At 61.0% G+C, this 1,006-nt stretch carries 1 protein-coding gene; it reads right to left on the bottom strand.

What is annotated here, in order from left to right; genetic code table 11:
• Window positions 1-1,006: IS256 family transposase (locus MLC59_RS19775; protein ID WP_427901748.1), on the bottom strand; the 1,006-nt coding region annotated here is incomplete at both ends.

Here is a 1,006-nt window from a genome sequence, read left to right as displayed (position 1 = left end):
ATCCAGTGAATCGCCGGAAAATCGTAGAAGGCCAGCAGCTCGTCACGATCCTTCTCCAGGTTTTCCATGGCCTTTGGGTACTTGTCCCGAAACCGCCTCAAGGTGCTATCGAACGCCTTGTGAGCGCTGTCTCTTGTCTCGGCCAGATAGATCTCGTGCAGTGCCGATTTCACCTTTGGCTGCACGGACTTGGGCAGTTTGTCCAGCACGTTAGCCGTCTTGTGGACCCAGCACCGCTGGTGCCGGGTGTCCGGAAACACCTTGCTCAGGGCCTTCCAGAAGCCCAGTGCGCCGTCGCCAACAGCTAGCTTGGGCGAAGGCTCCAGGCCTCTTTCCCGTATGTCCGTGAGCAGCTCTCGCCAGCTGGCTTCGGACTCCCGGTGGCCGTCCTCGACCGCAACCAGCTCCTTGTGGCCGTGCTCGGTCACGCCAATGATCACCAGCAGGCAGAGCCGGTCATCCAGGCGGACGTTGCTGTACACGCCGTCCGCCCACCAGTAGACGTAACGCTTCTGGCTCAGGTCTCGTCGCTGCCAGTCCTTGTGCTCATCAAGCCACTTCGCCTTGAGCCGAGACACTGTGTTGGCCGACAGGCCATTGGCTTGTTCACCAACCAGCGCACTCAGGGCCTCCTGGAAATCACCGGAGGAAACACCTCGCAGGTAGAGCCAGGGAATCAGTTCCTCCAGGCTCCGGGCGCGCTTCAGGTAGGGTGGCAGCAGGTGGCTGTTGAAGCGAATGCCAGAGCCACTGCGGTCCCGGACCTTGGGAACCTGGACTTCTACGTCGCTGACGCCTGTCTGAACAGCGCGTTTGGGAAGGTGCCCATTGCGCACCACAGCACGGCGGCCATCCGGCGTCTTGACGTCCGCGTACTGCTTCAACAGGCTCTCCAGCTCCGTCTCAACGGCCTGTGCGATCAGATCCCGGGCACCCTGCCGGATCAACTCGTGCAACGGGTCGTTGCTGGCTACCTCTGGTTGTGAAAGAGCATGCAGGTTAGACT

It is taken from the genome of Marinobacter bryozoorum, assembly GCF_023156245.1.
GTDB lineage: Bacteria > Pseudomonadota > Gammaproteobacteria > Pseudomonadales > Oleiphilaceae > Marinobacter > Marinobacter bryozoorum.
This window is presented reverse-complemented; position numbering and strand designations above follow the sequence as displayed.